At 61.0% G+C, this 25057-nt stretch carries 22 protein-coding genes; 15 read left to right on the plus strand and 7 right to left on the minus strand.

Annotation, left to right across the window (positions count from 1 at the left end; all coding sequences use genetic code 11):
- Window positions 1-42: 42 nt before the first annotated feature.
- A complete protein-coding gene (locus AB4N73_RS11745; protein ID WP_460143476.1) occupies window positions 43-1377 on the plus strand; it encodes a substrate-binding domain-containing protein in 1335 nt (444 codons plus the stop codon).
- A 148-nt stretch (window positions 1378-1525) separates the two neighbouring features.
- On the opposite strand, the gene AB4N73_RS11750 is transcribed toward AB4N73_RS11745, so the two are convergent.
- On the minus strand, window positions 1526-2755 hold the full coding sequence (locus AB4N73_RS11750; RefSeq protein WP_024013435.1) for an acyl-CoA dehydrogenase: 1230 nt from the start codon (window positions 2753-2755) through the stop codon (window positions 1526-1528).
- Window positions 2756-2926: 171 nt separating this feature from the next.
- Between AB4N73_RS11750 and AB4N73_RS11755 the strand changes: the two genes are divergently transcribed.
- The 3 genes from AB4N73_RS11755 to AB4N73_RS11765 all read left to right on the plus strand — a co-directional run bounded on the left by AB4N73_RS11755 (window position 2927) and on the right by AB4N73_RS11765 (window position 5498).
- Window positions 2927-3856, plus strand: a complete 930-nt coding sequence (locus AB4N73_RS11755) for a LysR family transcriptional regulator (protein WP_056788837.1) — start codon at window positions 2927-2929, stop codon at window positions 3854-3856.
- Between the two features lie 198 nt (window positions 3857-4054).
- Entirely contained in the window at window positions 4055-4453 is a 399-nt protein-coding gene (locus AB4N73_RS11760) for a MerR family transcriptional regulator (protein ID WP_039763349.1), read from the plus strand.
- A gap of 145 nt (window positions 4454-4598) precedes the next feature.
- Window positions 4599-5498, plus strand: a complete 900-nt coding sequence (locus AB4N73_RS11765; protein WP_252886437.1) for a hydroxymethylglutaryl-CoA lyase — start codon at window positions 4599-4601, stop codon at window positions 5496-5498.
- A gap of 651 nt (window positions 5499-6149) precedes the next feature.
- Here AB4N73_RS11765 and AB4N73_RS11770 read toward each other — a convergent pair.
- Window positions 6150-7847 carry an AMP-binding protein gene (locus AB4N73_RS11770; RefSeq protein WP_460143477.1) on the minus strand — a complete coding sequence of 566 codons (1698 nt, stop codon included), beginning with the start codon at window positions 7845-7847 and terminating at the stop codon, window positions 6150-6152.
- Between the two features lie 238 nt (window positions 7848-8085).
- Between AB4N73_RS11770 and AB4N73_RS11775 the strand changes: the two genes are divergently transcribed.
- The 4 genes from AB4N73_RS11775 (at window position 8086) to AB4N73_RS11790 (ending at window position 13843) form a co-directional block, all read left to right on the plus strand.
- Window positions 8086-9249, plus strand: a complete 1164-nt coding sequence (locus AB4N73_RS11775) for an isovaleryl-CoA dehydrogenase (protein WP_460143478.1) — start codon at window positions 8086-8088, stop codon at window positions 9247-9249.
- A gap of 107 nt (window positions 9250-9356) precedes the next feature.
- Window positions 9357-10961: a carboxyl transferase domain-containing protein gene (locus AB4N73_RS11780; protein ID WP_056788823.1), complete on the plus strand. Its 1605-nt coding sequence runs from the start codon at window positions 9357-9359 to the stop codon at window positions 10959-10961.
- 120 nt (window positions 10962-11081) lie between these two features.
- Complete coding sequence (locus tag AB4N73_RS11785) at window positions 11082-11894, plus strand: gamma-carboxygeranoyl-CoA hydratase (protein WP_460143479.1); 813 nt, start codon at window positions 11082-11084, stop codon at window positions 11892-11894.
- A complete protein-coding gene (locus AB4N73_RS11790; protein ID WP_460143480.1) occupies window positions 11894-13843 on the plus strand; it encodes an acetyl/propionyl/methylcrotonyl-CoA carboxylase subunit alpha in 1950 nt (649 codons plus the stop codon). The genes AB4N73_RS11785 and AB4N73_RS11790 overlap by 1 nt, the downstream gene beginning before the upstream one ends.
- A gap of 42 nt (window positions 13844-13885) precedes the next feature.
- Here the strand turns inward: AB4N73_RS11790 and AB4N73_RS11795 are convergent, their stop codons facing one another.
- Window positions 13886-14545: a LexA family protein gene (locus AB4N73_RS11795; RefSeq protein WP_071172928.1), complete on the minus strand. Its 660-nt coding sequence runs from the start codon at window positions 14543-14545 to the stop codon at window positions 13886-13888.
- 130 nt (window positions 14546-14675) lie between these two features.
- Here AB4N73_RS11795 and AB4N73_RS11800 point away from each other — a divergent pair, with 130 nt between their 5' ends.
- Window positions 14676-15074, plus strand: a complete 399-nt coding sequence (locus AB4N73_RS11800; RefSeq protein ID WP_460143590.1) for a DUF6124 family protein — start codon at window positions 14676-14678, stop codon at window positions 15072-15074.
- A 104-nt stretch (window positions 15075-15178) separates the two neighbouring features.
- Here AB4N73_RS11800 and AB4N73_RS11805 read toward each other — a convergent pair whose 3' ends face one another.
- Window positions 15179-15397, minus strand: a complete 219-nt coding sequence (locus tag AB4N73_RS11805) for a hypothetical protein (RefSeq protein WP_143979101.1) — start codon at window positions 15395-15397, stop codon at window positions 15179-15181.
- A gap of 95 nt (window positions 15398-15492) precedes the next feature.
- On the opposite strand from AB4N73_RS11805, the gene AB4N73_RS11810 reads away from it, so the two are divergent.
- Window positions 15493-16644 (plus strand): M14 family metallopeptidase, encoded by a 1152-nt coding sequence (locus tag AB4N73_RS11810; protein WP_460143481.1) that lies wholly within the window; start codon window positions 15493-15495, stop codon window positions 16642-16644.
- 59 nt (window positions 16645-16703) lie between these two features.
- Here AB4N73_RS11810 and AB4N73_RS11815 read toward each other — a convergent pair whose 3' ends face one another.
- Window positions 16704-17249 carry a cytochrome b gene (locus AB4N73_RS11815; RefSeq protein WP_129999585.1) on the minus strand — a complete coding sequence of 182 codons (546 nt, stop codon included), beginning with the start codon at window positions 17247-17249 and terminating at the stop codon, window positions 16704-16706.
- Complete coding sequence (locus tag AB4N73_RS11820) at window positions 17246-18352, minus strand: catalase family peroxidase (protein WP_252884486.1); 1107 nt, start codon at window positions 18350-18352, stop codon at window positions 17246-17248. Before AB4N73_RS11820 ends, AB4N73_RS11815 begins: the two co-directional genes overlap by 4 nt.
- A gap of 156 nt (window positions 18353-18508) precedes the next feature.
- Between AB4N73_RS11820 and AB4N73_RS11825 the strand changes: the two genes are divergently transcribed.
- From AB4N73_RS11825 to AB4N73_RS11840, 4 genes are all read left to right on the plus strand, one after another.
- A complete protein-coding gene (locus tag AB4N73_RS11825; RefSeq protein WP_056788806.1) occupies window positions 18509-19015 on the plus strand; it encodes an RNA polymerase sigma factor in 507 nt (168 codons plus the stop codon).
- A complete protein-coding gene (locus AB4N73_RS11830; protein ID WP_460143482.1) occupies window positions 19012-19767 on the plus strand; it encodes an anti-sigma factor family protein in 756 nt (251 codons plus the stop codon). The genes AB4N73_RS11825 and AB4N73_RS11830 overlap by 4 nt, the downstream gene beginning before the upstream one ends.
- A 208-nt stretch (window positions 19768-19975) precedes the next feature.
- A complete protein-coding gene (gene zapE, locus AB4N73_RS11835; protein ID WP_252882299.1) occupies window positions 19976-21106 on the plus strand; it encodes a cell division protein ZapE in 1131 nt (376 codons plus the stop codon).
- A 219-nt stretch (window positions 21107-21325) separates the two neighbouring features.
- On the plus strand, window positions 21326-22639 hold the full coding sequence (locus AB4N73_RS11840; protein ID WP_460143483.1) for a leucine-rich repeat-containing protein kinase family protein: 1314 nt from the start codon (window positions 21326-21328) through the stop codon (window positions 22637-22639).
- Window positions 22640-22741: 102 nt separating this feature from the next.
- Here AB4N73_RS11840 and AB4N73_RS11845 read toward each other — a convergent pair whose 3' ends face one another.
- On the minus strand, window positions 22742-23446 hold the full coding sequence (locus AB4N73_RS11845) for a YebC/PmpR family DNA-binding transcriptional regulator (protein WP_460143484.1): 705 nt from the start codon (window positions 23444-23446) through the stop codon (window positions 22742-22744).
- Between the two features lie 221 nt (window positions 23447-23667).
- On the opposite strand from AB4N73_RS11845, the gene AB4N73_RS11850 reads away from it, so the two are divergent.
- The gene (locus AB4N73_RS11850; protein WP_460143485.1) at window positions 23668-25056 is read left to right on the plus strand and encodes a type VI secretion system Vgr family protein; all 1389 of its coding nucleotides are present in this window, start codon (window positions 23668-23670) and stop codon (window positions 25054-25056) included.
- Window position 25057 lies beyond the last annotated feature (1 nt).

The raw sequence follows: 25057 nt of genomic DNA on the forward strand, positions 1-25057 counted from the left end.
TTAATCTCCCCGGCAATCCCCTTGGCTTGATTCGGTGCCGGCATGACCCTGCGTGTTCTTTGCGTTTTCCTGTTGAGCGGCTGGCTGTCGGTATCCGCCGTCGCCCTGCCGATCCCCGAAAACGGCCCGGCTTTACGCATTCAGGGCTCCAACACCATCGGCGCCGAACTCGGCCCGGCGCTGGTCGAAGGCCTGTTGCAGGAACAAGGCCTGCTGAAAATCCACCGCGAAACCCCGGATACCGCCAACGAACAACGCATCGTCGGCCAGACCGCACAAGGGCAACGCGTAATCATCGAAGTCGCCGCCCACGGTTCCAGCACCGGCTTCACTGCATTGAAAAACGCCAGCGCCGATCTGGCCGCCTCTTCCCGTGAGATCAAGGACAGCGAACTGCTTGCCCTGCAAACCCTCGGCGATCTGAAAAGTCCGGCGGCCGAGCAAGTCATTGCCATCGACGGCCTGGCGATCATCCTCAACCCGGCCAACCCGCTTGAGCAGTTGAACACCGAGCAACTGGCGCGGATTTTTGCCGGCGAAGTGAAAACCTGGGAAGAACTCGGTGGCCGTGGCGGCGCCATTCATTTATATGCGCGGGATGATCAGTCGGGAACATACGACACCTTCAAGGAACTGGTCCTGAGCCGGCGTGGGAAAAGTCTGAGCAGCGCGGCGAAACGTTTCGAATCCAGCGAGCAATTGTCCGACGCCGTCAGCGCCGATCCGCAAGGTATCGGCTTCATCGGCTTGCCCTATGTGCGTCAAGCCAAAGCCGTAGCGATTGCCGATGGCGCCTCGCAAGCGATGCTGCCGCTGAACAGTCTGATCGCCACCGAAGACTATCCGCTGTCGCGGCGCTTGTTCTTTTATCTGCCGCCGGACAGCCGCAATCCGTGGGCGCAGGCGTTGGCCAGCTTTGCCCAGAGCCCAGAGGGTCAGGCGATCGTCGCGGCCAGCGGTTTTGTCAGCCAGACCGTACAAGCCATGAGCGTGGCGCCGAATGCGCTGATGCCCGAGGGTTACCAATCCCTCAGCCGGCATGCCCAGCGTCTGACAGTGAATTTCCGTTTTGCCGAGGGCAGCGCCAGTCTGGACAACAAGGCGCGGCAGGATCTGGCGCGGGTGCTCGACTATATAAAGCGCCATGGCAAGACCGAACGGGCGGTGACGCTGGTGGGGTTTGGTGATTTGAAGGATGACCCGGCGCGGGCCGATCTGCTGTCGAAGCTGCGAGCGATGGCGGTGCGGCGCGAGCTGGTCAAAAACGGTGTGGTCATGCGCGAGGTGCGTGGCTTTGGCGCGCTGATGCCGGTGGCGACCAACAGTGCGGATGAGGGGCGGATCAAGAATCGGCGGGTTGAGGTTTGGGTGTATTGATCCTGACGCCTGATCGTTCCCACGCTCCGCGTGGTAACGCATCCCGTGACGCTCCGCGTCACAGTGGACGCAGAGCGTCCATGGCGGCATTCCCACGCAGAGCGTGGGAACGATCAGACTGGGGGAATGTGAATGAGGCGACGCGGTATTACTGGCCGCTACGCATCATCTCCTTCGGCACATACTTGCCGATCTCGAACTTGCCAATCGCCGCGCGGTGCACTTCGTCGGGGCCGTCGGCCAGGCGCAGGGTGCGCTGCATCGCATACATATAGGCCAGCGGGAAATCGTTCGACACCCCTGCCCCGCCATGCATCTGGATAGCGCGGTCGATCACCCGCAGGGCGACATTCGGCGCGACGACTTTGATCTGCGCAATCTCGCTTTTCGCCACTTTGTTGCCGACGGTGTCCATCATGTACGCCGCTTTCAACGTCAGCAGACGCGCCATGTCGATCTCCATCCGCGAGTCGGCGATCTTGTCGATGTTGCCGCCCAGACGCGCCAGCGGTTTGCCGAATGCGGTGCGGCTCACCGAGCGTTTGCACATCAGTTCCAGCGCACGCTCGGCCATGCCGATCGAACGCATGCAGTGGTGAATCCGCCCTGGGCCAAGGCGACCCTGAGCGATTTCGAAGCCGCGTCCTTCACCGAGCAGGACGTTTTCGTACGGCACGCGAACGTTGTCGAACAGCACTTCGGCGTGACCGTGCGGTGCGTCGTCGTAGCCGAACACCGGCAGCGGCCGGACGATCTTCACCCCGGGGGTATCAACCGGCACGAGAATCATCGAGTGCTGGGCGTGACGCGGCGCGTCGGGGTTGCTCAGGCCCATGAAGATCAGAATCTTGCAGCGCGGATCGCAGGCGCCGGAGGTCCACCACTTCTTACCGTTGATCACCCATTGATCGCCATCACGCACAGCACGGGCGGCCATGTTGGTTGCGTCGGAAGACGCCACATCAGGCTCGGTCATGGCGAACGCCGAACGGATTTCGCCGCGCAGCAGCGGCTCGAGCCAGCGCTGTTTCTGCTCTTCGTTGGCGTAGCGCACCAATACTTCCATGTTGCCGGTGTCCGGCGCCGAGCAGTTGAACGGCTCCGGCCCCAGCAGGGAACGGCCCATGATTTCCGCCAATGGCGCATATTCGAGGTTGCTCAGGCCGGCGCCCAGCTCGGACTCAGGCAGAAACAAATTCCATAGCCCTTCAGCCTTGGCCTTGGCCTTGAGCTCTTCCATGATTGCGGTCGGCTGCCAGCGATCGCCCTCGGCGACCTGGCGTTCGAACACCGCTTCGGCCGGGTAAACGTAAGTGTCCATGAACGCAGTCACGCGCTCACGCAGTTCCTGAACCTTGGGCGAATAAGCGAAATCCATGGGTAGTTACCTTCTCGGGCAGAGGTTGTTCAAGTCATGCAATCGATGCTAGAACAGCGCTGATCATTTACCTAGCCTATTCTCGGCGTGTATAAACATTCATCACCAATATATGATCCGCTGATCGTCAGCCCCAAAACACTTGCACTTAATAACAAGAGAAGCCGCGTTATGAATCTGAGCAAGGTCGACCTGAACCTTTTCATCGTCTTCGACGCGATCTACACCGAAGCCAACCTGACCCGCGCCGGGCAGATTGTCGGCATCACCCAGCCGGCGGTGTCCAATGCCCTGGCGCGGTTGCGCGAAACCTTCAACGACCCGCTCTTCGTGCGTACCGCTCAGGGCATGGTGCCCACGCCGATGGCGCAGAACATCATCGGCCCGGTGCGCAACGCCCTGTCGCTGCTGCGCGTGTCGGTGCAGGAAAGCCGCATCTTCAACCCGGCGCAGGCGGCCAAGACTTACCGCATCAGCATGACCGACCTGACGGAGGCAATCATTCTGCCGCCCCTGTTCCAGCGCCTGCGCCGCCTGGCGCCGACGGTGATCATCGAAAGCTTTCTGTCCAAACGCCGGGAAACCACCAAGGAACTGGCCGCCGGGCGTCTGGATTTCGCCGTGGATGCGCCGCTCAACACCGACCCGCAGGTACGCCACGTCAAGCTGATGGACGACCGTTACGTCTGCGCCATGCGCAAGGGCCATCCAATGGCGGGCAAGGAAAAACTCAGCCTCGATGACTATTTGTCGCTGACTCACATCCATATTTCCAGCCGCCGCAGCGGGCTGGGCTATGTCGATCTGGCGCTGGGCAAAATGGGCATCCAGCGCAAGATCGCCCTGCGCTCGCAGCACTATCTGATGGCCTCGCAAGTGATGCAGCAGACCGACATGGTCATGACCGTGCCGGAACGCTTCGCCCGCCGCCATGATCTGCAATCGTTCAATTTGCCGGTGAATGATGTGCCCTCGGTGGAAACGCATTTGTACTGGCACGAAAGCACCGACCAGGACCCGGCCAACCGCTGGATGCGCGAGCAGATGATCGAGTTGTGCCAACAGGTGACGGCGCAGGAGAAGAAGCTGGAGAAGGTGTAGGGCTTATTACCGCGTTATCGTTCTTCGCGAGCAGGCTCGCTCCCACAATGAATTGCATTTTATCTGAAGGAACGCGGTCGAATGTGGGAGCGAGCCTGCTCGCGAAGAGGCCTGTACAGACACCCCAAAACCATCCCGCTTGACGTAAACGTAAACCACCGATTAGCTTAGCGCCATGCCCCTTTTCCGAGCGCTTTCATGAGCAGTCAGACCTACAGCATTTCCGACCTCGCCCGCGAGCTGGACATCACCACCCGGGCGATCCGCTTTTATGAAGAGCAAGGCCTGCTCAGCCCCGAGCGTCGTGGTCAGGAACGTATCTATTCGCCGCGCGACAAGGTCACTCTGAAGCTGATCCTGCGCGGCAAGCGCATCGGTTTTTCCCTGGCCGAATGCCGCGAGCTGATCGAGCTCTATGACCCTTCCGGTGGTAACACCAAACAGCTCAACAGCATGCTGGCGAAAATCAGCGAACGCCGCGAACAGCTCGAACAGCAGTTGCTGGATATCGAACAGATGAAGCTCGAGCTGGACACTGCTGAAGAGCGCTGCGTGCAGGCATTGGAGCAGACGCTCAAGAGCCAGCAGGCGGTCTAGCCAACACTGGCGCCCCTGTGGGAGCGAGCCTGCTCGCGAATGCATTCTGTCATCCAACATTAACGGTGACTGATCCACCGCTTTCGCGAGCAGGCTCGCTCCCACAGGGTTCTTCGTGAACCAAAAAAACAGGCAGGTCCCACCCATGTCCCTCCCCTCCCAAGTTCGCCTGATCGAAGTCGGCCCGCGCGATGGCCTGCAGAACGAAGCCCAACCGATCAGCGTCGCTGACAAGGTGCAACTGGTCGATGCGCTGAGCGCCGCCGGGCTTGGCTATATCGAAGTCGGCAGTTTCGTCTCGCCCAAGTGGGTGCCGCAGATGGCCGGCTCCGCCGAGGTGTTCGCGCAAATTCAGCGCAAGCCCGGCGTGACCTACGGCGCGCTGGCGCCGAACCTGCGCGGCTTTGAAGACGCGCTCGCCGCCGGGGTCAAGGAAGTCGCGGTGTTCGCCGCCGCCTCCGAGGCGTTCTCGCAGCGCAACATCAATTGCTCGATCAACGAAAGCCTGGCGCGGTTTGCGCCGATCATGGAGGCCGCCAAACAACACGGCGTTACCGTGCGCGGTTACGTTTCCTGTGTGCTGGGCTGCCCGTATGAAGGCACGGTCGCGCCGGAGCAAGTGGCGATGGTCGCGCGCGAACTGTACGCGATGGGCTGCTATGAAGTGTCGCTGGGCGACACCATTGGCACCGGCACGGCGGGCGCGACCCGGCGCCTGTTCGAGGTGGTTTCGGCGCAGGTACCACGGGACAAGCTTGCCGGGCATTTCCACGACACCTATGGCCAGGCCATGGCCAATATCTACGCCAGCCTGCTCGAAGGGATTGCGGTGTTCGACAGCTCCATCGCCGGCCTTGGCGGCTGCCCTTACGCCAAAGGCGCGAGCGGTAACGTCGCGACCGAAGACGTGGTGTACCTGCTCGATGGCCTGGGCATCGAGACCGGTATAGACCTGGACGCCTTGATTGCCGCGGGCCAGCAGATCAGTGCAGTGCTCGGCCGTCCAAGCGGTTCGCGAGTGGCCAAGGCACGCAGCGCCCAGTGAGGTGTTACCGCTGGATCAGTGAAGTGAGCAAAAGCGAGTAACACGGAAACAAATTGTCTGGCTTTGCCAGGGGGTGAAAAAGCCATAAAAACCTAAATCACTGATTTGTAAGGTTTTTTAAAAGTTGGCACGACACCTGCTATCTCTATGGCATAACAAGAATAAAAAGCCGCAAACCAATAAAAACAAGACGAAACGACTCTGACATAACAAGAACAACACGGCAGAGACGCAGCTAACAGATTTTTTTGGAGAAGGTGTGCTTTTCAGGGTGCTCTCAGGAGTGACCCGCAACCGGGCAGAGAACAATAAAACTACCTTCAGGTAGCTCCCGAATCGGTTGGATCGTTAAACGAGAAAGCAGATCAGCGCTCAAAAAAATACGTTTGCTCTTGACCCCGGATGGGGGTCGCCAAAAAGCTGTACAGGGCCACGGTTGCCAAAAACAACAACAGACCGACCCTCAATAATAAAAAGAGCACGCAACGACAAATTAAAGGGGAGCTTCGGCTCCCCTTTGTGCTTTCTGCAATTCCTGAATCCCCCGATCCCTGTGGGAGCTGGCTTGCCAGCGATTGCGGTAGAACATTCAACATTGATGCTGGCTGACCTGACGCCATCGCTGGCAAGCCAGCTCCCACAGGGTTTAGGTTACCGCTCGGTTATTTTCAGCTCCTCGATACTGATCTCACGCATCCTGAATTTCTGGATCTTGCCCGTCACCGTCATCGGAAACGCGTCGACGAATTTGAAGTAACGCGGTGTCTTGAAATGGGCGATGCGTTCCTTGCACCAGGTTTGCAGCTCCAGCTCCGAGGCGCTGTGGCCGGGGTGGAATTTGATCCAGGCGACGATTTCCTCACCGTAGCGCGAGCACGGAATACCGATCACCTGCACGTCCGCCACCGCCGGATGGGTGAAGAAGAATTCCTCCAGCTCACGCGGATAAACGTTCTCCCCGCCACGAATGATCATGTCTTTGTTACGCCCGGCGATGTTGACGTAACCCTCCTCGTTCATGCTCGCCAGGTCGCCGGTGTGCATCCACCCCGCCTCATCGATGGCTTCGGCAGTAGCCTGCGGGTTGTTCCAGTAGCCGAGCATCACGCTGTAACCGCGCGTGCACAATTCGCCGATGGTGTTGCGGGGCACCACGTTGCCAGCGGTGTCGATGATCTTGCTTTCCAGTTGCGGTTGGGTGCGGCCGACCGTGGTGACACGCAACTCCAGCTCATCCGCTGGCCCGGTCTGCAGCGACACCGGACTGGTTTCGGTCATGCCGTAGGCGATCTGCACTTCGCTCATGTGCATTTCGTTGATGACCCGGCGCATGACCTCGATCGGACAGGTCGCGCCGGCCATGATCCCGGTGCGCAGGCTCGACAGGTCGAAGGTCTGCCGCTGCGGCTGATCGAGCATGGCGATAAACATGGTCGGCACACCGTACAGCGCCGTGGCTTTTTCTTCGGCCACCGCTTGCAGGGTCAGCGCCGGATCGAAAGCGTCATTGGGGTAAATCATCGTGCTGGCGTGGGTGACGCAACCGAGGTTGCCCATGACCATGCCGAAGCAGTGATACAGCGGCACCGGAATCACCAGACGATCGGCAGTCGTCAGGCCGAGGCTTTCGCCGACCATGTAGCCGTTGTTGAGAATGTTGTAGTGACTGAGGGTCGCGCCTTTGGGGAAACCGGTAGTGCCGGAGGTGTACTGGATGTTCACCGGTTGATCGAAATGCAGACTGGCGCTGCGTTCGCGCAATTGATCGGGCGAGACGCTGACGGCCAGATCGCTGAGCTGCGACCACGGCAGAAAACCCGGCGGCGGATTGGCATCGAGGCTGATCACGCCGCGCAACTCCGGCATGCGTTCGCTACGCAGCTGACCGATGGCGTGCTCGGCCAATTCTGGCGCCAGGCCCTGGAGCATTTCATGGTAATTCGAGGTCTTGAACGCTCCGGCACAGACCAGCCACTGGCAGCCGGATTGCTTGAGCACGTACTCGAGTTCGGAGCTGCGGTAGGCAGGATTGATGTTGACCAGGATCACGCCGATCTTCGCCGTGGCGAACTGGGTGATGCACCACTGCGCGCAATTCGGCGCCCAGATGCCGAGGCGATCACCGGTCTGCAAGCCCAGTGCGAGCAAGGCCCCGGCCTGCTCATCCACCGCGTCGGCCAGTTGCCGCCAGGAGTAACGCAACTGTTGATGGCGCACCACCAAAGCCTCGCCGTCCGGGTATTGCGCGACAGTCTGATCGAAGCGCTGACCGATGGTCATCGCCAGCAGGGCTTTGTCCTGAGAGCCACGGGTGTAGCTGCGCTGCGGGTTTGCACTGGGTTGATCCATGACGACCCCTATTGTCTTTATTAGTGGGTTTTCCCGGTTTTGAATCCCTGTGGGAGCGAGCCTGCTCGCTCCCACCAGAAACAAACCGATATCTGATCCTGAACTGCCCTTACTCTCGCCCAAGTTGACGCTTACGTAAAGCCGATTGACAGCCGAACTGTGGAAGCTTTACGTTAACGTAAAGCTGAACGCCGATTCGTCGTGCGCTCCACCCGATAAAAAAGCCAAAAGGTGCCTCATGAGCTATCCATCCCTGAATTTCGCCCTCGGTGAAACCATCGACATGCTGCGCGATCAGGTGCAGTCCTTCGTCGCCGATCAGATCGCCCCGCGCGCCGCGCAGATCGACCACGACAACCTGTTCCCCGCCGACATGTGGCGCAAATTCGGTGACATGGGCCTGCTCGGCATCACCGTGCCGGAGGAGTACGGCGGCGCAGGTCTGGGTTACCTCGCGCATGTGGTGGCGATGGAAGAAATCAGCCGTGGCTCGGCGTCGGTGGCGTTGTCCTATGGCGCGCACTCCAACCTTTGCGTCAACCAGATCAACCGCAACGGCAACCACGAACAGAAAACCAAATACCTGCCGAAGCTGATCAGCGGCGAGCACGTCGGCGCCCTGGCGATGAGCGAGCCCAACGCCGGTTCCGATGTGGTCTCGATGAAGCTGCGCGCCGACAAACGCGGCGATCGCTTCGTACTCAGCGGCAGCAAAACCTGGATCACCAACGGCCCTGACGCCAATACGTACGTGATCTACGCCAAGACCGATCTGGAAAAAGGCCCGCACGGCATTACTGCGTTCATCGTCGAGCGTGACTGGAAAGGCTTCAGCCGCAGCAACAAGTTCGACAAGCTCGGCATGCGTGGCTCCAACACCTGCGAGTTGTTTTTCGATGACGTCGAAGTGCCGGAAGAGAACATCCTCGGCGTGCTCAACGGTGGCGTGAAAGTGCTGATGAGCGGCCTCGATTACGAACGCGTAGTGCTCTCCGGCGGCCCGACCGGGATCATGCAGTCGTGCATGGACCTGATCGTGCCGTACATCCACGACCGCAAGCAGTTCGGCCAGAGCATCGGCGAATTCCAGCTGATCCAGGGCAAAGTTGCCGACATGTACACCCAGCTCAATGCCAGCCGCGCCTATCTGTACGCGGTGGCCCAGGCCTGCGAGCGCGGCGAAACCACGCGCAAGGACGCTGCCGGGGTGATCCTCTACACCGCCGAACGCGCCACGCAAATGGCCCTCGACGCGATCCAGATTCTCGGCGGTAACGGCTACATCAACGAATTCCCCGCCGGCCGCCTGCTGCGCGACGCCAAGCTCTACGAAATCGGCGCAGGCACCAGCGAGATCCGCCGCATGCTGATCGGCCGCGAACTGTTCAACGAGACGAAATGAATTTCGTCAGCTGCAAGCCGCAAGCGACAAGCTGCAAGAGAACCACGCTCTTGCCCCAACTTGCAGCTTGCCGCTTGTAGCTGGAAGCTGCTTACGGAGTAAGCCCCATGATTCTGCACACTCAGCTCAACCCGCGTTCAGCGGAGTTCGCCGCCAACAGTGCGGCGATGCTCAAACAGGTCGACGCGCTGCACACCTTGCTCGCCCAAGTGGCGCAGGGTGGCGGTGTCAAAGCGCAGGAACGCCACACCTCGCGGGGTAAATTGCTGCCGCGCGAGCGCATCAATCGCTTGCTTGATCCGGGCTCGCCGTTTCTCGAAATCAGCCAACTGGCCGCCCATGCGGTTTACGGCGAAGACGTGCCGGCTGCCGGGGTGATCGCCGGGATTGGTCGCGTTGAAGGCGTCGAGTGCATGATCGTCGCCAACGATGCGACGGTGAAAGGTGGCTCGTATTACCCGCTCACCGTGAAAAAACACCTGCGCGCGCAGACCATCGCCCAGCAGAATCGCCTGCCGTGCATTTATCTGGTGGATTCCGGTGGCGCCAACCTGCCGCGTCAGGACGAGGTGTTTCCGGATCGCGAGCATTTCGGGCGGATATTCTTCAATCAGGCCAACATGAGCGCCATGGGCATCCCGCAGATCGCTGTGGTCATGGGCTCGTGCACCGCAGGCGGCGCGTATGTGCCGGCGATGGCGGACGAGGCGATCATGGTGCGCAACCAGGCGACGATTTTCCTCGCCGGCCCGCCGCTGGTAAAAGCCGCGACCGGCGAAGTGGTCAGCGCCGAAGACCTCGGCGGCGCCGATGTGCACTGCAAGACCTCCGGCGTGGCCGACCATTACGCCGAGAACGACGAACACGCCCTCGCCCTCGCCCGCCGCAGCGTCGCCAACCTCAACTGGCGCAAGCTCGGCGAGGTGCAGCAACGCACACCGATCGCGCCGCTGTACGCCAGCGACGAGTTGTACGGCGTGGTTCCGGCTGACGCCAAGCAGCCATTCGATGTGCGCGAAGTGATCGCGCGGCTGGTCGACGGTTCGGTGTTCGATGAATTCAAAGCGCTGTTCGGCACCACGCTGGTCTGCGGTTTCGCGCACTTGCACGGCTACCCGATCGCGATTCTGGCAAACAACGGCATCCTCTTCGCCGAAGCCGCGCAGAAAGGCGCGCACTTCATCGAACTGGCCTGCCAGCGCGGCATTCCGCTGCTGTTTCTGCAGAACATCACCGGTTTCATGGTCGGCCAGAAATACGAGGCCGGCGGCATCGCCAAACACGGCGCGAAACTGGTGACCGCGGTGGCCTGCGCCAAAGTGCCGAAATTCACCGTGATCATTGGCGGCAGTTTCGGTGCCGGCAACTACGGTATGTGCGGTCGCGCTTACGATCCGCGTTTTCTGTGGATGTGGCCGAACGCGCGGATTGGCGTGATGGGCGCCGAACAGGCCGCCGGCGTCCTGGTGCAGGTCAAGCGCGAACAGGCCGAACGCAGCGGTCAGGCGTTCAGCGCCGAGCAGGAGACCGAGATCAAGCAGCCGATTCTCGATCAGTACGAAGAACAGGGTCATCCCTACTACTCCAGCGCTCGGCTGTGGGACGACGGCGTCATCGACCCGGCGCAGACCCGCGATGTACTGGCCCTGGCCTTGTCCGCGTCGCTGAACGCGCCAATCGAACCGAGCCGCTTCGGCGTGTTCCGGATGTGATGTTTTTTTGTGGGAGCGAGCCTGCTCGCGAATGCGCTCTGTCAGGCGGCGGATAGATCGACTGATACCCCGCTTTCGCGAGCAGGCTCGCTCCCACAAGAACCGTGGAGACGGATGAATATGAGCGACTTCAATACCCTCGAACTGCAAAACGACCCACGCGGTTTCGCGACGCTGTGGCTCAATCGCGCCGAGAAAAACAACGCGTTCAACGCCGAGATGATCCGCGAACTGATCCTCGCTCTCGACAAGGTCGCCAGCGATTCGAGCCTGCGTTTCCTGCTGCTGCGTGGGCGCGGCAAGCACTTCAGTGCCGGCGCCGACCTGGCGTGGATGCAGCAATCAGCGGAACTCGATTACCACACCAACCTCGATGACGCCCGCGAGCTGGCCGAGCTGATGTACAACCTCGCCAAGCTGAAAATCCCCACGCTGGCCGTGGTGCAAGGCGCGGCGTTTGGTGGCGCGCTGGGCTTGATCAGTTGCTGTGACATGGCGATCGGCGCCGATGACGCGCAGTTCTGCCTGTCGGAAGTGCGCATCGGTCTGGCGCCAGCGGTAATCAGCCCGTTCGTGGTGCAAGCGATCGGTGAGCGTGCGGCACGGCGCTATGCGCTGACTGCCGAGCGCTTCAGCGGGCAGCGGGCGCGGGAGATCGGCTTGCTCGCCGAAAGCTATCCTGCGGCTGAACTGGAGCAACAGGTCGAACAGTGGATCGACAACCTGTTGCTCAACAGCCCCGCGGCCATGCGCGCCAGCAAGGACTTGCTGCGCGAAGTCGGCAACGGCGCGCTGACCCCGGCCCTGCGCCGCTACACGGAAAATGCCATCGCGCGGATTCGCGTCAGCCCTGAAGGCCAGGAAGGCTTGCGCGCCTTCCTGCAAAAACGCCCACCGAACTGGCAAGCCGCACCCACCAAGGAGTCGTGTTGATGAGCGCACCTGTGATTACCACTGTGCTGGTGGCCAACCGTGGCGAAATCGCCTGCCGGGTCATGCGCACCGCCAAGGCCTTGGGCCTGACTACCGTCGCTGTGCACAGCGCCACCGACCGCGATGCGCGCCACAGCCGTGAAGCCGATATCCGCGTCGATCTGGGCGGCAGCAAGGCTGCCGAGAGTTATCTGCAAATCGATAAATTGATCGCCGCCGCCAAGGCCAGCGGTGCCCAGGCGATTCATCCCGGCTACGGTTTTCTCTCGGAGAATGCTGGATTCGCCCGCGCCATCGAAGCCGCCGGGCTGATCTTCCTCGGCCCGCCCGCCTCGGCCATCGACGCGATGGGCAGCAAATCCGCCGCCAAAGCGTTGATGGAAAAGGCCGGTGTGCCTTTGGTGCCGGGCTATCACGGCGAGGCGCAGGACCTCGACACCTTCCGTGAAGCCTGCGAACGCATCGGTTATCCGGTGCTGCTCAAGGCTACGGCCGGCGGCGGTGGTAAAGGCATGAAAGTCGTCGAGGATGTCAGCCAACTGGCTGAAGCCCTCGCCTCGGCGCAGCGCGAAGCGCAATCGTCGTTTGGCGACTCGCGGATGCTGGTGGAAAAGTATTTGCTCAAGCCACGTCACGTGGAGATTCAGGTGTTCGCCGATCAGCACGGCAACTGCCTGTATCTCAACGAGCGCGACTGCTCGATCCAGCGTCGTCACCAGAAAGTCGTCGAAGAAGCCCCGGCGCCGGGCCTGACGCCCGAGCTACGCCGGGCAATGGGCGAAGCGGCCGTGCGTTCAGCGCAGGCGATCGGTTATGTCGGCGCCGGCACCGTGGAGTTTTTGCTGGATGCGCGCGGCGAGTTTTTCTTCATGGAGATGAACACGCGGCTGCAGGTCGAGCACCCGGTGACCGAAGCAATCACCGGGCTCGATCTGGTCGCCTGGCAGATTCGCGTCGCCCGTGGGGAAGCGCTGCCGATCACTCAGGCGCAGGTGCCGCTCAATGGTCATGCGATTGAAGTGCGCTTGTATGCCGAAGATCCGGCGAATGACTTCCTGCCGGCCACCGGGCGTCTGGACTTGTATCGCGAATCGGCGCAGGGACCGGGGCGGCGGGTGGACAGCGGCGTTGAGGAAGGTGACGAGATATCGCCCTTCTACGACCCGATGCTCGGCAAGCTGATTGCTTGGGGTGAAGATCGCGAACAGGCGCGCTTGCGTCTGTTGAGCATGCTCGACGAGTTTGCGATTGGCGGGCTGAAGACCAACATCAATTTCCTGCGCCGGATCATCGCGCATCCGGCGTTTGCGGCGGCAGAGCTGGATACCGGGTTCATTCCGCGCTATCAGGAGCAATTGCTGCCAGCACCAGGCACGTTGAGCGATGAGTTCTGGCAGGCGGCGGCGCAGGCGTTTGCGCAGAGTCTGCCGCAGCGTGCTCGGGCGGATGATCCCGCTTCGCCGTGGGCTTCAGGTGGCGGATTGCGAGCAGGTTTGCCGGCGCAAATCACCGTGCATTTGAGTTGCGAGGGACAGGATCGTGCGCTGACTTTGGGCTCTGCGGCCTCTGCGACACTGCTGGGCGAAGCGCTGGTCGTCGAGCATGACGGCGTGCGCCGCACATTGCGGGCGATTCGTCAGGCTGGCGCGTTGTATCTGGAATGGAACGGCGAGTTGCGGCGCATCGAAGCGTTCGATCCGATCAGCGCCGTCGAGGCCAGCCACAGCCATCAGGGCGGTCTGACCGCGCCAATGAACGGCAGCATCGTACGCGTGCTGGTCGAAACGGGACAGTCGGTTGAGGCCGGGGCGCAACTGGTGGTGCTTGAAGCCATGAAGATGGAACACAGCATCCGCGCGCCGCAGGCTGGTGTGATCAAAGCGCTGTACTGCCATGAAGGCGATATGGTCAGTGAAGGCAGCGCTTTGGTTGAACTGGAAGAGGGATGAAATAAAAGGGTCGATCCTGGCCTTGCGCGAGGATCGATCCGTTCAGTAACGCGCCGTTGCCTGAACCACCACGCCGATGATCCGGCATTCATCGGTGAGCAGGGTTTTCGGCCAGGTCGGATTGAGCGGCACCAGGTAACGCTGGCCGGCCTGTTCGTCGAGTTTGCGGAAAATCGCCTCTTCGCTGTCCGGCCACTGGGCGATCACCAGTTTGCCAGGCACTGCCTCCAACTCCGGATCGACCAGAATCAGCATGCCCTCGGCAACGCTCTGGCCGCTCGGCGCGGTCATCGAATCCCCCGTCACCGTCAGCCAGAACGCCGCACCGCCGCGAGCGTGGTAATCCGTCAGTTCGAAGCGCTGCTTCGCTGATGCTCCGGGATAGCTCGCCGCAGTGTCACGCACTTCGCACGGTGCACGCCAATCACAGACCGGATAACGGAAGTACGGGTTGTACTTCTGCGCCAGCGGCATTTCGTCTTCCGGCGTCGGCTGCGGTTCGCGGATCACCAGAACGACTTCGAGGAAGTCCATTCCCAGCGCCTTGAGCACGCGGTTCATTTCGGTAACACCGGGTTCGCGACGCTTGTTCAGCCAATGACCGATCCCGCCCTGGGACATGCCGACGCGCTCTCCGAGCTCTGTTTGAGTGACTTTGAGTTCACTCATCTTGGCCTTGACCAACTCAATCCATTTATCCATGTGCCGCACCTTACGCGGACGTCTTCGACCGGCAAAACACATATTGTAGTATTTAAATCCTAGTCACAAATACAGGCGGTACTATCCTAGAGGAACGGACTTTCAATCGAACATGGAGTGACGTTTCATGATGAACATCAGCAGCAAAGACCTGCCCGATCTGCAAATCGACACCAGCTTCACCTCCCCTCAAGGCAATGCCGCCGCACAGCGCGCGCTGGACTACTACTTGAAACCGGCTGTTTCGAAATCCGAGACGGACGAACGTTTTTTCAATGTCAAAGGCCATCTCAGCGGCGAGGAAGCACTGGTGCACGCCTCGGACTTGTTGCGATGTGCAGCCGCCACCGCGTTCAAGGCCGCAGAAACCCTGCAAGGCACCAGTCGCGATCTGGCCTTTTCGGTGGTGCACATGGTGGATATGGCGCGGGCGATGGTCGACCATTCGATCGACAACGACGAAGTCACGGCGGACAAGGTACGGGCGGACAGGAAAGAATTTTCCCATCGCGCAGATAAAAACATTTGACTTGCAAATGATAATGATTATTATTGCAAGCAGCTGGTCGCGAGATCAGTCGATGGACCAGAGACCTTAGGTCGGTCTTCTGGACTATCTCCTCATCAGGCTAATCACGGTTTTTGACCCGGCTTTTTGCCGGGTCTTTTTTTGCCCGTTTTTCGGGCTTGTGTCTTCAGGCTAATGAAGTCTTTGGGTGCTGCAAATTCGATGGCGCGGATAATATCAAAAGAATATTGATTGGCAAGCCGAGCCCAGCCACATTGGGCGAAACTAATGGCAATCAGCACTTGAGAATCAATCGCATAGCCTCTAAGCTGCTGGCGCGTCACGGAAGACGCCCCCCGCTACACCCGCGATTCCCCTCGGTTTCAGCCCTGCCTGCGTGTAAAGTACCGGTCATAAAAATCCTGATCAGGAAGCGACTATGACCGTGGCCAAATCTTCGTTCGACATCAGCGCCAATTTCGACAGCGGCAATATCCAAGTCATCGATATCAGCAACCCGCTCAGTCCCGTCCTGGCCATCCGCCCGGACACCCGCAGCGCTCATTTTCAGTGGTTCCACTTCAAGGCCAGCGGCCTGCATGTGCACCAGGAACACTGGTTTCGCCTGGTCAACGCCAGCCAATCGACCTACAGCAAAGGCTGGCCGGGCTATCAAGCGGTGGCGTCGTATGATCACGTCAACTGGTTCCGCATCCCCACCAGCTTCGAAGGCGACAGCCTGCGCTTCTGCCTCGAAGCGGAACAGACCCACGCCTGGTTCGCCTACTTCGAACCCTACAGCCGCGGCCGCCACGACTGGTTGATCGAGCAAGCGCTAAGCAAGGCTGGCACCGAATTGCTGGCGACCGGCAAAAGTGTCGAGGGCCGCGACATTCAGCTGCTGCGCAAAGGCACCGGTGCCGAAGGCCAGCGCAAAATCTGGATCATCGCCCAGCAGCATCCGGGCGAGCACATGGCTGAATGGTTCATGGAAGGTGTGATCGAGCGTCTGGAGCGCCAGGATGATCCGGTACTGAACAAACTGTTGGCCAGCGCCGATCTGTATCTGGTGCCGAACATGAACCCGGACGGCGCGTTCCACGGCCACCTGCGCACCAACGCCATGGGGCAGGACTTGAACCGGGCGTGGCAGAGCGCCAGTCAGGACATCAGCCCGGAAGTGCTATTCGTTCAGCAGCAGATGCAAAAGTATGGCGTCGATGCGTTTATCGACGTACACGGCGACGAAACCATACCTCACGTTTTCACCGCCGGCTGTGAAGGCAATCCTGGTTTTACGCCGCGCATCGAAAAGCTTGAAGAGCATTTCCGCAGCCACTTGAAGCACACCACCAAAGACTTCCAGACCGCCTATGGCTACACCCGCGACGAACCGGGACAGGCCAACATGACGCTGGCCTGCAACAGCGTCGGACAGAAATACGACTGCCTGTCGCTGACCCTGGAGATGCCGTTCAAGGACCACGACGACCACCCGGACAAGATCACCGGCTGGTCGGGCAAACGTTCCAAGCAACTGGGTAAAGACGTGTTGACCACCCTCGCCGACATGGTCGACACCCTGCGCTGATCCCCTTCCCTGCAACAACAAAAGATCGCAGCCGGCCTGCGATCTTTTGCGTTATAGGGTCAGCCGCGATCGCGCCCGCGCAACATGCTGTCGAGCACTTCGTCACGACGCACCCAGCCATGGAACAGCGCCGCCGCCAGGTGCAGCAGCACTGTCAGAAACAGCAGATACGCCAAATAGCCATGGGACTTGCGCAGCAACGCAAACAGTTGCGCGTCGGCCGGCACAATTGGCGGCAGATGCAGCGACGCCGAGAGCATCACCGGCTCGCCCGAGGCACTGATCATTGCCCAGCCGAGCAACGGCAACACCAGCATCAACGCATACAACAAGACGTGGGAAGCCTTGGCTGCGAGCACCTGCCAGCCCGGCAGATCATCCGGCAGCGGCGGTTGACGCGTGGTGAAGCGCACCAGCAGGCGCACGATCACCAGCGCCAGAATCGCGATGCCCAGCGGCTTGTGCAGATGAATCAGCCATTCATGGCGAGACGACACCGAAGTGACCATGCCCGCGCCGATAAACAGCATGGCGATGATCATCAGCGCCATCAGCCAGTGCAGCAGGCGCGCCAGCAAAACAAAATGCGTCGGTTGCTTGTTCATGGACGAGCCTCCTGTTTGGCGGCGGGCAACTGGCTGACTTCGCTGGTGCGACGCAGGTAGGAATCGGCATAGCCGGCAGAACGCGCGGCCAGCAGTGGATCTTCCGAGCCTTGAATCCCGGCCGGCAGCACCAGCGGGTCGTAGTTGATGTCACGGCACTCGCCACTGAGTTGCGGCTGGGTCTTCTCCAGCACCAGGGTTCCGGCGTTCAACACTTTGCGATCTGCGGGCCAGGTCTTGCTGGCATCGTTCACCGGGTCACCGGCGTTGGCCAGGGTGATGTTCAACTGAAAGCGCAAGGGTGCGGCGGCCAGGCGTTGCACCAGATCCTTCTCGAGAAAGTCCGCGCCTTCAGGGGCCGTGGCACCCGCCGCGTCCTGCGCCAGCGGCGTCATGCTCCAGCGTACGGCCTGTTTTTTACCGTTGCCATCGATCAGATAGAACGCATTGATGCTGTTATAGGTTTCGGTGGCGTAGCTGGCCGAAGGCTTGGCGGTCTTCACCCACGTCAGAAACGGCACGGCTTCCGGATGTGCGGCAAAAAACGCCGGCACCTTCGTCGGGTCTGGCTTGCCGGTGGCTGGATCCGGCGACTGCGCCTGCTGCAATTGGTAGAACGCTTCAGGCGTGCCCACCGGGAACACCGGCATGCTGTTCATGCCGGTGCGCCATTGCTGACCGTTCGCCTGGGTGAAGCGCAGCGCCAGACTGCGGATCGGTACGGCGCTGTCCGGCGCGTAGGGATTGCCGGCCGGCAAGGCAAAACGACCCACCACCGGTGTCTGCGGCAGGTTGAACACTTGTGCCGTGGAGAACGCGCGCGCCTCGCCGCTGCTTTCGAAATGGCCGATCACGCACACGCCCTTGGCGTGATTGCGACGAAAGCCGGGATGCACGCCGTTGTTCTTTTCCAGCACATCGACCAACGCTTTTGGCGTCAATCGTTGTGGGTCAAGATTGCCATGCACGTAGGCAAACGCCCCGGCCACGGCGGCGACAATCACGGCAATGCCACCCAGACGTAAAACCAGGCTCGCGGCGCTCAGTGGCTGGCGCGGCGGCCTGCCGGGCGGTGCAGCGTTGGGGGACGAGCGATCAACCATGAATATCTCCAGGCCATCGGCCACAAGTGGAAAGAGTCAGCAAGACGCACCCCGTCCGGGTTTATTCCACGGCGCGGTATTTATTTTTGCGCACGGGGAATAACCTGCGCTGACGGGCGTCTTCCTAGTCCACAGCGTAGCGACCAGCAGACATTCATGAGCGAATTCGACGAACAGTTGAGAGAAATCATTCCCAGATTGCGCCGCTTCGCCGTGTCGTTGACGCGCAACAGCAGCAGCGCTGACGATCTGGTCCAGGCCAGCCTCGAGCGGGCGCTGTCGGCGTGGGGCGAGAAACGCGCTGACGGCGACGTGCGCGCCTGGCTGTTCGCGATCCTCTATCGGCAATTTCTCGACGCGCACCGTCGTTCGCGGCGCTATGCGCGGATGCTGGAATTTTTCACCGGTCGCGACGATGCCGAGCCGTCGGTGGAACGCACCGTGATTGCCCAATCGACCCTGCAAGCCTTCGAACGCCTGCCCACCGAACAGCGCGCTTTGCTGCTGATGGTCTCGGTGGAAGGCCTGTCCTATAAAGAGGTCGCCGAGATCCTCGGCGCCCCGATCGGCACCGTGATGTCGCGCCTGTCCCGCGCCCGCCAGGCCTTGCGCCAACTCAGCGACGGCGAAATCAGCAGCCCTTCCTTGCGGATACTCAAATGATCAGCCTGCCTCCCAACGAACGTGATTTGCACGCCTACATCGACCACCAGCTCAGCGACGCCGATCGGCGCGTGCTCGAAACCTGGCTGGCCAGCCACCCTGAAGAAGCGGCGCAGGTTCGCGCCTGGCAACGCGACGCCCAGCAATTGCGCGCAGCGCTGAGTGGCGCGTTGCAGCAACCGGCCAATCCGGCGCTTGACCCGATGATGATTCGCCAGCGCCGTCGCCAGCAGTCCCGTCGGCACCTGGCCAGCGCGGCGGTGTTGCTGATTGCCGTGAGCATTGGCGGTTTCAGTGGCTGGCAGGCGCGGGAAATGACCCTGGCGCGCCCTGCGCAATTGCCGATGACTGACGCGTTGCAAGCCTATCGCCTGATCGCCCAGCAAGGCGTACTGCCCGCCGATTACAAGGTCGACAGCGACGGCGACATGCAGCGTTGGCTCGACCGCTACTTCAGTGGTGCCGGACGCTTGCCGGACTTGAAAGCTGCCGGATTCGAGCCAGTCAGCGGGCGTTTGCTCAGCACCGATGAAGGCGCGGCAGCGATGGTGATGTATGAGGATCGCAGCGGTCACAAGGTCAGTTTCTACCTGCGTCCACCGGGGCCGAAAAACACCCTGCTGCCGCGCGGTTCGCGCAGCGATGGCGATCTGCAGGCCGATTACTGGTCAGGGCCGGGCTACAACTATGCGGTGGTCAGCCCGACCGACTCGCCGGCAGCAGAGTTGCTCAAGCAATCGCCACCGTTCTGAAATCCGCCTCTGGTAGGAGCTGATGAGTGCAACGAGGCTGCGATCTGTTGGCGGCAACCAAGATCAAAAGATCGCAGCCTCGTTGCACTCGTCAGCTCCTACAGGGGACCGTGCACATATTTCATGGAGCCGACGCCTGAGCTCTGGTTACACTTGGGCCACCGCGCTCCCGGTGGAGCCCGCCCAATCAAACAGGAGCCTTTCCCGCGTGCCCGCCCGAACGCCGAAACGATCACGACTGAGCCAACGCTGGCCGTTGTTGCGCCGCCTGTTCGGCAAAAGCCTGCCCGTCAGCGCCGGGCACGATGCTCATGCCGCGACCATCCGCGATTATTTCCGCGACAAAGCCAAAAGCCAGGGCTACACCCTTAGCCGCAGTCAGCAGCACGTCATCGACTGCATGGCGCAGCAGGCCAGCGTACTGCTGGGCGACAGCGGCCACACACCGCCGAGTCTGTACCTGTACGGAGCCGTCGGGCGCGGCAAGAGCTGGTTGCTCGACGGTTTTTTCCAGGCACTGCCGATCCCGCGCAAACGTCGCCTGCACTTCCATCAGTTTTTTGCCCGGCTGCACGACGGCATGTTCCGTCACCGCCTGCAGGAAGACGCGCTGGAAATCACCCTGGATGAGTTGCTGGAAGATTGCCAGGTGCTGTGTTTCGACGAATTTCATGTGCACGACATCGGCGACGCGATGCTGATCACGCGTTTGTTCAAGGCCCTGTTCAAACGGCGGATCATGCTGCTGGTGACCTCCAACTATGCACCCGAGGGCCTGCTGCCCAACCCGCTGTATCACGCACGCTTCAAACCGGTGATCGAGCTGATCAACACGCGCATGCAGGTGATGGAAGTCGGCGGCGACCACGACTACCGCACGCTCAACCGCCAGCATTCGCATCAAGTGTTTACCCAAGGACATTACGTCTGGCCGGCTACAACAGCCCAGCGCCAGGCCCTGGACCTGCCACCAGCCGACGCGCCTGCCCTTGCCCTCGAGGTTGGCAAGCGCCAGCTTCAGGCCCGTTTTTGCCAAGGCCGGCGAGTCGCGTTCACCTTCAACGACCTGTGTGAACAGCCAACGGCAGTGATGGATTATCTGCAACTGTGCCAGCGTTTCGACCAGTGGATCATCGATGACCTGCCGCAGCTCGGCGAGTGTCCGATCGCCGTGCAACAGCGCTTCATCAATTTGATCGACGTGCTCTACGATCAGGACAAGCACCTGACCCTGCTCGGCCAACTGCCGCTGGGCCAGAGCCTGGAAGGTCACGCCATCGACCTGGCGCGCACGCGCAGCCGGTTGGGGCAATTGCAGGAAATTCACGAACCCAACTGACACCCTACCCTGTGGGAGCGAGCCCTGTGGGAGCGAGCCTGCTCGCGAAAGCGGTATGTCAGTCAGAGTTCATTTAACTGATACACCGCTTTCGCGAGCAGGCTCGCTCCCACAAGGTCCCGGGACAACTCAAAATCCTTTCAGCATCCGCTTTACCGCTATCATGTCGCCCATTCCAGCGCCCCCGCGTCGCTCCACCGATCAATAGCGAAACCAGACATGCACACCCTTGCTCAACTGCGCGCCGGCGAGCTGTCAGGCATTACTCGCCTCGACCTGTCCTGCGGGCTGACCGAATTCCCCCGCGAAATTTTCCAACTGGCGGACACGCTGGAAGTGCTCAACCTCAGCGGCAACGCGTTATCCAGCCTGCCCGATGACCTGCATCGCCTGACCCGCCTGCGCGTGCTGTTCTGCTCCGACAACCAGTTCAGCGAACTGCCGGCGTGCCTCGGCCAGTGCACCGCGCTGACCATGGTCGGCTTCAAGGCCAACCGCATCGTCAATCTCCCCGGTGCCGCCCTGCCGCCGCAGCTGCGCTGGCTGATCCTCACCGATAACCGCATCGAGAACCTGCCGAAAGAACTGGGTGAACGCCGCGCTTTGCAGAAGCTCATGCTCGCCGGCAATCGCCTGCAATCGCTGCCAGACTCCCTGCGTCACTGCCATCGGCTGGAATTGCTGCGCATCGCCGCCAACCAGCTCAACGAGCTGCCGCAATGGCTGCTGACCTTGCCGAGCCTGACCTGGCTGGCCTATGCCGGCAATCCGCTGGAAACCGAAGCCGATGCCGCTGCCCTTGAGGCCACGCCGCTGATCGACTGGTCGGCGCTACGTCTGGAGCAGCAACTGGGCGAAGGCGCTTCCGGGGTGATCTACCGCGCAGTCTGGCAGCGCGACGACGGCTCGCCGCAGGCGGTTGCGGTGAAGCTGTACAAAGGCGAGATGACCAGCGACGGCTCGCCATTGCACGAGATGAACGCCTGCATCACTGCCGGTTTGCACCCCAACCTGATCCGCGTCGAGGGCCGCACCAGCGGCCACCCCGATCAGCAGCAGGGGCTGGTGATGCAGTTGGTAGATCCGAGCTTCGGCAATCTCGCCGGTTTGCCGAGCCTGGTCTCGTGCTCGCGGGATGTTTATGCCGAGGACTGCCGGTTCACGGCGGAGGTTGCCCTGCGCGTCGCCCAAGGCATCGCCTCAGCGGCCGAGCACCTGCACCGCCAAGGCATTACCCACGGCGATCTGTATGGCCACAACATTCTGTTGAACGATCGCGGCGATTGTCTGCTCGGGGATTTCGGCGCGGCGTCGTTTCATGCAACCCGCGATGATGTGCAGACGCGCGCATTGCAGCGCCTGGAAGTCCGGGCGTTCGGTGTGTTGTTGGGGGAGTTGCTGGAGCGTGTCGACTCAGGATTGAGTACGGAGCGGCGCGCGCAACTGGAGGCGCTGGAACGACGTTGCTGTCAGGCGGATGTGCTGGGGCGGCCGGGGTTTAGCGAAGTCATCGAGGTGCTGGAGAATCTTTGACCGCTGCGCAGTCATTCGCGAGCAGGCTCGCTCCCACATTGGAATGCATTGCAAATGTGGGAGCCAGCCTGCTCGAGAAGAGGTCATTACTGGCGCGACAGATCAGCCAGCCAGACCAACAAACATGTCCTGCACGTCATCATGGTTGTCGAGGCCTTCGAGGAACGCCTCGACTTCAGCCATCTGCTCGTCGCTCAAGCCGCTGACCGGATTCTTCGGCTGGTAGCCGAGTTTCGCCGACAATACGGTGAAACCATGTTCCGGCAGGGCTTTCTGCACAGCGTCGAGGTCGGTCGGGTCGGTGAGGAACAGCGTCGCGCCCTCTTCGCCCGGCTCGAAATCCTGGGCACCGGCTTCGATCGCAGCCATTTCCGGATCGGCTTCCGGGCTGTCCGGCGAGGCTTCGATCATGCCGACGTGGTTGAACATCCACGCCACCGAACCCGAAGCGCCCAACTGGCCCTTGCGGAACGCCACACGAATTTCCGCGACGGTGCGGTTGATGTTGTCGGTGACGCATTCGACGATCAGCGGCACCTGATGCGGCGCGAAGCCTTCGTATGTCACGCGATGGTATTGCACGGTTTCACCCAGCAGACCGGCGCCTTTCTTGATCGCGCGATCGAGGGTTTCTTTTGGCATCGAGGCTTTTTTCGCCTGTTCGACCACCAGACGCAGGTGTGCGTTGGTGGCGGTATCGGCACCGTTGCGCGCAGCAATGGTGATTTCTTTCACCAATTTGCCGAAGATCTTCCCTTTGGCGTTGGCTGCCGCTTCTTTGTGTTTAACCTTCCACTGTGCGCCCATTACTCACTCTCTTGATCTGTGGCGCCGAGACATCTATTGGCCGACGCGTGGCGGCAAGTTTATACGGCCTAAAGTCGGCAATCGACCAAAAAAACAGCCGACGGAATCGACATCTTCACCAAAGCATGTAGGGGGATTCTGAAAAGCGCCTTTGACATGACCATTCAGCCCGACGGTTTCGTACCCTTGAAACCCCGTATCGCCTGACAGGGCCTGCTCGAATGCTCAATGACAAGGAAAGTCCCTTCACCCTTACGCTGACCGACAGCGGATTGCGCCTGCCGGTGGTGCGTTTTCGCGGCGAGGAAGCGCTGAACCAGCCTTACCGTTTCGACATCGAACTGCTCGGACTGGCCCCGGCCATCGTCCCGGGATCCTTCCTGCACAGGCCAGCCTTTTTGCGGCTCAGTGAGCAGCACGGATTCCACGGCGTCATTTCCAGCGCCAGCTGCGAACATCGCGGGACGCATCGGGTCGGCTATCGACTGATTCTGGTGCCGTATCTGCAACAACTGGCGCAAACGCATAAGCGCCGCGTGTTTACTCACCTGAGTGTGCCGCAGATCATTCAACAACTGCTCGAAGAACATGCCCTGCCAGCGCACAGCTACCGCATTGAAATGAGCGTCGGTCACTACCCGGCAAGGGCGTTTTGCATTCAGTACGAAGAAAGCGATCTGGCACTGGCGCAGCGGCTATGCGAAGAAGAAGGCATCCACTATCACTTCGAACACGGGCCGGACGGACACGTCGTGGTGTTCGCTGACGACAGCCTGAGCCTGCCGCAGGAACCGGTCGAAATCCCTTTCAGTGCTGATGAGCAACCACCGTCGCCCTGCATCAGCGCGCTCTATCAACAGCATCGCGCGGCGCCTGTACCGATGCTGCATGCGGTGCGCAATCGCGGTCAGCCAACCGGCAATGCCGAAGCCGCCAACGAGGTCTCGACCGAGTTGCCGATGCCCGCGCGATCGCCGGAACGTCTGCACGCCGAGCAACGCAGTCGACGTCATCTGCAACGCCAACGCTGCCAGTTGCGCTCCATTCACGGGCGCAGTGATTGCAGCGATTTGCTCAGTGGACGACTGCTGCTTGTGGCCGACCACCCGATTCATCATTTCAACGAACAATGGCTGATCAGCGCGGTGTGCCACCACGGGCAGCACCCTTCGATCCTTGATCCGGCGCCAAGCGTTCAGCGTTATCACAACGACTTCACTGCGCAGCCCTGGTCGACCGATTTCCGTCCGCCACTCAAACAAACTCGCCCGAATATTGCCGGTTATCACTTGGCAAAAGTGGCGGGTTCGCCTGGGCAACCTGCGCAAGTGGACGAAAACGGCTGCCTCGCTGTAAGCCTGTGGCCGGCTGAGGATAAATCCGCCAGCGACGCCCTGTGGCTGCCGATCGCCATGAGCCGGCTCAGCGGCCCCGTCGCCGTCGATCAATTACCGCGCGCCGGCAGTGAAGTGTGGGTGAGTTTCCTCGACAGCGATCCGGACCGACCGATCCTGTGCCTCAGCCACGCACGCCAGCCGCCGGAGCGCGAATCAGAGCCCGTGCGCGACAGCCTGTTGCTCGACTGGCTGAGCCACCGCGCCGAGCATTGAT

The organism is Pseudomonas sp. S3_B08 (genome assembly GCF_054667725.1).

What these genes read in the sequence shown, in the direction of transcription:
- AB4N73_RS11745 (WP_460143476.1), top strand. Translation starts at nt 43, where the DNA reads ATGACCCTGCGTGTTCTTTGCGTTTTCCTGTTGAGCGGCTGGCTGTCG.
- AB4N73_RS11750 (WP_024013435.1), bottom strand. Translation starts at nt 2,755, where the DNA reads ATGGATTTCGCTTATTCGCCCAAGGTTCAGGAACTGCGTGAGCGCGTG.
- AB4N73_RS11755 (WP_056788837.1), top strand. Translation starts at nt 2,927, where the DNA reads ATGAATCTGAGCAAGGTCGACCTGAACCTTTTCATCGTCTTCGACGCG.
- AB4N73_RS11760 (WP_039763349.1), top strand. Translation starts at nt 4,055, where the DNA reads ATGAGCAGTCAGACCTACAGCATTTCCGACCTCGCCCGCGAGCTGGAC.
- AB4N73_RS11765 (WP_252886437.1), top strand. Translation starts at nt 4,599, where the DNA reads ATGTCCCTCCCCTCCCAAGTTCGCCTGATCGAAGTCGGCCCGCGCGAT.
- AB4N73_RS11770 (WP_460143477.1), bottom strand. Translation starts at nt 7,847, where the DNA reads ATGGATCAACCCAGTGCAAACCCGCAGCGCAGCTACACCCGTGGCTCT.
- AB4N73_RS11775 (WP_460143478.1), top strand. Translation starts at nt 8,086, where the DNA reads ATGAGCTATCCATCCCTGAATTTCGCCCTCGGTGAAACCATCGACATG.
- AB4N73_RS11780 (WP_056788823.1), top strand. Translation starts at nt 9,357, where the DNA reads ATGATTCTGCACACTCAGCTCAACCCGCGTTCAGCGGAGTTCGCCGCC.
- AB4N73_RS11785 (WP_460143479.1), top strand. Translation starts at nt 11,082, where the DNA reads ATGAGCGACTTCAATACCCTCGAACTGCAAAACGACCCACGCGGTTTC.
- AB4N73_RS11790 (WP_460143480.1), top strand. Translation starts at nt 11,894, where the DNA reads ATGAGCGCACCTGTGATTACCACTGTGCTGGTGGCCAACCGTGGCGAA.
- AB4N73_RS11795 (WP_071172928.1), bottom strand. Translation starts at nt 14,545, where the DNA reads ATGGATAAATGGATTGAGTTGGTCAAGGCCAAGATGAGTGAACTCAAA.
- AB4N73_RS11800 (WP_460143590.1), top strand. Translation starts at nt 14,676, where the DNA reads ATGAACATCAGCAGCAAAGACCTGCCCGATCTGCAAATCGACACCAGC.
- AB4N73_RS11810 (WP_460143481.1), top strand. Translation starts at nt 15,493, where the DNA reads ATGACCGTGGCCAAATCTTCGTTCGACATCAGCGCCAATTTCGACAGC.
- AB4N73_RS11815 (WP_129999585.1), bottom strand. Translation starts at nt 17,249, where the DNA reads ATGAACAAGCAACCGACGCATTTTGTTTTGCTGGCGCGCCTGCTGCAC.
- AB4N73_RS11820 (WP_252884486.1), bottom strand. Translation starts at nt 18,352, where the DNA reads ATGGTTGATCGCTCGTCCCCCAACGCTGCACCGCCCGGCAGGCCGCCG.
- AB4N73_RS11825 (WP_056788806.1), top strand. Translation starts at nt 18,509, where the DNA reads ATGAGCGAATTCGACGAACAGTTGAGAGAAATCATTCCCAGATTGCGC.
- AB4N73_RS11830 (WP_460143482.1), top strand. Translation starts at nt 19,012, where the DNA reads ATGATCAGCCTGCCTCCCAACGAACGTGATTTGCACGCCTACATCGAC.
- AB4N73_RS11840 (WP_460143483.1), top strand. Translation starts at nt 21,326, where the DNA reads ATGCACACCCTTGCTCAACTGCGCGCCGGCGAGCTGTCAGGCATTACT.
- AB4N73_RS11845 (WP_460143484.1), bottom strand. Translation starts at nt 23,446, where the DNA reads ATGGGCGCACAGTGGAAGGTTAAACACAAAGAAGCGGCAGCCAACGCC.
- AB4N73_RS11850 (WP_460143485.1), top strand. Translation starts at nt 23,668, where the DNA reads ATGCTCAATGACAAGGAAAGTCCCTTCACCCTTACGCTGACCGACAGC.